The sequence below is a fragment of the Bacillus cereus group sp. Bce019 genome (assembly GCF_051781745.1).
In the GTDB taxonomy this organism is placed as follows: Bacteria; Bacillota; Bacilli; order Bacillales; family Bacillaceae_G; genus Bacillus_A; species Bacillus_A cereus.
Genome location: NZ_JBPWJX010000259.1, coordinates 1 through 251 on the forward strand (window position 1 = coordinate 1; position 251 = coordinate 251).

Sequence of the window (251 nt, forward strand, 5' to 3'; positions counted from 1 at the left end):
TTCCGCAGTAGCTCAGTGGTAGAGCTATCGGCTGTTAACCGATCGGTCGTAGGTTCGAGTCCTACCTGCGGAGCCATTATGCTTCCATAGCTCAGCTGGTAGAGCACTTCCATGGTAAGGAAGAGGTCACCGGTTCAAGCCCGGTTGGAAGCTTGGGAATAGGTTTAAAACTTTTTTGGCCCGTTGGTCAAGTGGTTAAGACACCGCCCTTTCACGGCGGTAACACGGGTTCGAATCCCGTACGGGTCACC

3 tRNA genes are annotated in these 251 nt (G+C 53.4%); all 3 read left to right on the forward strand.

Annotated elements, in window-relative coordinates:
- Nucleotide 1: 1 nt before the first annotated feature.
- The 3 genes from ACS2QP_RS28245 (at nucleotide 2) to ACS2QP_RS28255 (ending at nucleotide 249) form a co-directional block, all read left to right on the forward strand.
- Nucleotides 2–76 (forward strand) — tRNA-Asn (locus ACS2QP_RS28245).
- 4 nt (nucleotides 77–80) lie between these two features.
- A tRNA-Thr gene (locus tag ACS2QP_RS28250) sits at nucleotides 81–153 on the forward strand.
- Between the two features lie 24 nt (nucleotides 154–177).
- Nucleotides 178–249, forward strand: a tRNA-Glu gene (locus tag ACS2QP_RS28255).
- Nucleotides 250–251: the final 2 nt, after the last annotated feature.